Annotated in this window: 4 protein-coding genes; 3 read left to right on the forward strand and 1 reads right to left on the reverse strand. The window is 71.4% G+C overall.

Annotation, left to right across the window (positions count from 1 at the left end; all coding sequences use genetic code 11):
- On the forward strand, positions 1–251 hold a 251-nt coding region (locus tag IEZ10_RS38355; RefSeq protein WP_189251405.1), incomplete at its 5' end, for a substrate-binding domain-containing protein.
- A 193-nt stretch (positions 252–444) separates the two neighbouring features.
- Positions 445–1,083 carry an ACT domain-containing protein gene (locus IEZ10_RS38360; RefSeq protein ID WP_189251406.1) on the forward strand — a complete coding sequence of 213 codons (639 nt, stop codon included), beginning with the start codon at positions 445–447 and terminating at the stop codon, positions 1,081–1,083.
- Between the two features lie 94 nt (positions 1,084–1,177).
- Here IEZ10_RS38360 and IEZ10_RS38365 read toward each other — a convergent pair whose 3' ends face one another.
- Positions 1,178–2,464: an ABC transporter ATP-binding protein gene (locus IEZ10_RS38365; protein WP_189251407.1), complete on the reverse strand. Its 1,287-nt coding sequence runs from the start codon at positions 2,462–2,464 to the stop codon at positions 1,178–1,180.
- Between the two features lie 276 nt (positions 2,465–2,740).
- Here IEZ10_RS38365 and IEZ10_RS38370 point away from each other — a divergent pair.
- Positions 2,741–3,354: LacI family DNA-binding transcriptional regulator (locus tag IEZ10_RS38370; RefSeq protein WP_189251408.1), on the forward strand; the 614-nt coding region annotated here is incomplete at its 3' end.

Raw genomic sequence — 3,354 nt, forward strand, 5'->3', positions numbered from 1 at the left:
CGTGCCGGGATCGGGGGTTGTCGGTGCCGGGGGAGGTGTCGGTGGTGGGGTACGACGACTCGCCGTTGATCGCGTTCACCGATCCGCCGCTGACCACCGTGCGCCAGCCCGTCCACTCGATGGTCACCGCCGCCGTGCACACCCTGCTGGAGGCGGTCGCGGGCGCTCCCATGCACAACTCCGAGCTCGTCTTCCAGCCGGAGTTCATCGTCCGCGGCTCGACCGGCTCCGGACCGAAGATCATCCGCTAGGGGCCGCGGCTCTCCGCCGGCACGGCCGGCGGCGCCGCGACGGAGATCGTCGATATCCGCCCGGCGCCGAGGCGAGCCAAAAAGCCGACCGGGTCGGATATTTCCGTATCTAGGGTTTTATGCTGGACATCTCCCCGGAACATTCGCGAAACCTGTCTAGGACACCCTGATGCCCAGAGAGAGGTGATCGAAAATGATGTTCCGGCTACGGGTGTCCCTTCCCGACCGGCCCGGAGCCCTGGGCCAGGTCGCCCGGGTGCTCGGCACGTTGGGGGCGGACATCCTGCAGGTGACGGTCCTGGAGCGCGAGGGCGGCCGAGCGGTGGACGACTTCACCGTCTCCTGGCCCGGCGTCACCGACACCGGGAGCATCGGGGACCGCCTCTCCGCGGTCCCCGGCCTGAACGTCGAGGCCGCCTGGCCCACCCGCGAGATCCCCGGCTGCACGCCCGACTACGATCTGCTGCGGCACGTGGCCGCCGATCCCGGGCGCGCCTTCGCCACGCTCGTGGACGCCGCCCCCGGCCTGGTCGGCGCCGGGTGGGCGGTCACCGTGCGCTCCGGCACCGGAGAGGTCGTGCACCGCAGCTGGCAGGCCCCGGAGACGCTGGAGGGTCCGGCGGGCGCCACGGCATGGGGAGGGGACGAGGGGACGGCCTGGACCGCCCCGCCGCGCCCCGCCGTCCTCGGCTCCGGCGGCCGCCACCTGATGAGCCTGCCGATCCCCGGCGCCGACCTGCACCTGGTCCTCGCCCGCGACGCCGCCTTCCACCGGGCCGAACTGGACCGCGTCGTCCGCGTCGTCGAGATCGTCGCCATCGTCGGCCGCTGACGGGAGGCCGCCGGGCCGGGCGGACACGACGCCCGATGGCGGCGGCGCCCGGTGGCCGCGCGGACGGCCGCCCGCGTACGGTCCCCGCCGCCGGTCAGCGCTGCGGCGGGTCGATGCGGGAACCGTCCGTCGCGAAGAGCATCAGCCGCGTGGTGTCCACGCCCACCCGGGCGGGGTCACCGGCGCGCCAGACGGGACGCGCGCCCAGCCGGACGATCAGGTCGGCCCGGCGGTGGCTGCCGCCGCCGGCCTCCTGCTCCACCTCGTCGGGCTCCGGCTCGCCGGCCAGGCCGGGCATCAGCCGCCGGATGACCGCGCGGGCCCGGCCGCCCGGCGTGGCCGCCGCGAGGTCGCGGGCCTTGTGCCGGGGGTCCGGCGGCTCGGGGACCGCCACGGAGGGGATGCCGCTCTCGACGTAGGCCAGCCACTCGTGACCGTGGTACTCCAGGGCCCGGACCCGGCCGAGGAACGTGGGGCCCTCGAAGCTCTCGGAGACCGGCGCCAGGCAGTCGGGGCGCAGCCCGACGATGATCTGGCGGCCGACATGCTGCGAGATGGCGTAGGAGCGGGGATCGTTCCAGGGGATCATGATCTGGTGCACCCCGAAGTCCAGCAGGACGTACTGGTTCTGCGGGGCGCGCACGGTCGCCGAGAGGAGGTTGAGCTGCTGGGAGCTGAGGAAGGCCGCGGTGAAGGCGGTCGCCGGGTCGTTGTAGACCTGGGCGGGGGTGCCGACGTCCTGCAGCACGCCGCGGTTCATGATGGCGATCCGGTCGGCGAGGGTCAGCGCCTCCACCTGGTCGTGCGTCACGTAGATCGTGGTCACGCCCAGCGAGCGGACCAGCGAGGAGATCTCCATCCGCAGCTCGGTCCGCATGCCCGCGTCGAGGTTGGACAGGGGCTCGTCCATGAGGAACAGCGACGGCTGGCGCACGATCGCACGGCCCATGGCGACGCGCTGGCGCTGGCCGCCGGAGAGCGTCCCGGGGCGGCGTTCGAGCGTCTCGGAGATGTGCAGCGCCTTGGACAGCTCGGTCACCCGCTCCCTGACCAGCCCGGGATCGGCCTTGGCGATCTCCAGGGGGAAGGCCATGTTGCCGCGCACCGTGCGGTGCGGGTAGAGGGCGCCGTTCTGGAACACCATGGCGACGTCACGGTCGCGCGGCGCCAGCTCGTTGGCGTGATCCCCGCCCAGCCACAGGTCACCGGAGGTGATCTCCTCCAGGCCCGCGACCATCCGCAGCAGGGTGGACTTACCGCACCCGGAGGGGCCGAGCAGGACGAGGAACTCCCCGTTCTCCGCCCGCAGGTTCATTCGGTCGACCGCGAGATACCCGCCAGGGTAGATCTTGCTCACATTGTCGAGGACGACGGTACTCATTCGCGCTCGTTCCTCCCGGACGGCACAGCCCGGATACAGCCATTGTGATCGATGAGGTAGTACATCGTGCGGCTTACCTATGTGTCCATAGACATGGTGAGAAGAGGCACATCTGTTAGTTACTTCAAATTTCCCTGACGGGAAGTTGCGTTACAAGTGGGTGATCGGAGAAAGGAGAGATCGTTGGGGCCCCCGGCGCATTCGGTGGACGGTGAGGAGACGGACGGCCGGCCACCCGGGTTGCGCCCGCTCCGGAGGCATGGTGGGGTACCTCCAATGGAGGGTGAACTCAACCGGACCCCCCGGTCCCGCCCTGACGGCGCGGGCGTCCGGCTGGCCGACGTCGCCGCGCAGGCGGGGGTCAGCGAGGCCACGGTCAGCAGGGTGCTCAACGGCAAGCCCGGCGTGTCGCAGACCACCCGTCAAGCCGTGCTGACCGCGCTCGACCTGATGGGCTACGAGCGGCCGCAACGGCTGCGCCAGCGCAGCAACGGCCTGGTCGGCCTGGTCACCCCGGAGCTGGACAACCCGATCTTCCCGGTGTTCGCCCAGGCGATCGAGAAGGCCCTGACCCAGCACGGCTACACCCCGGTGCTGTGCACCCAGCTCCCCGGCGGCGTGCCCGAGGACGAGTTCACCGAACTCCTCGTCGACAGGGGAGTGGACGGCATCATCTTCGTCTCCGGCCTGCACGCCGACACCACCGCCCGGATGGACCGCTACAGCCGCCTGCGCGAGCGCGGCCTGCCGATCGTCCTGCTGGACGGCTACAGCGACCGGATCGACGCGCCGTTCATCTCGCCGGATGATCGTGCGGCGGCGCGGTTGGCGGTGCAGCATCTGGTGGATCTGGGGCATGAGCGGATCGGTTTGGCGGTGGGGCCGGGGCG

Source organism: Streptosporangium pseudovulgare, assembly GCF_014648055.1.
In the GTDB taxonomy this organism is placed as follows: Bacteria; Actinomycetota; Actinomycetes; order Streptosporangiales; family Streptosporangiaceae; genus Streptosporangium; species Streptosporangium pseudovulgare.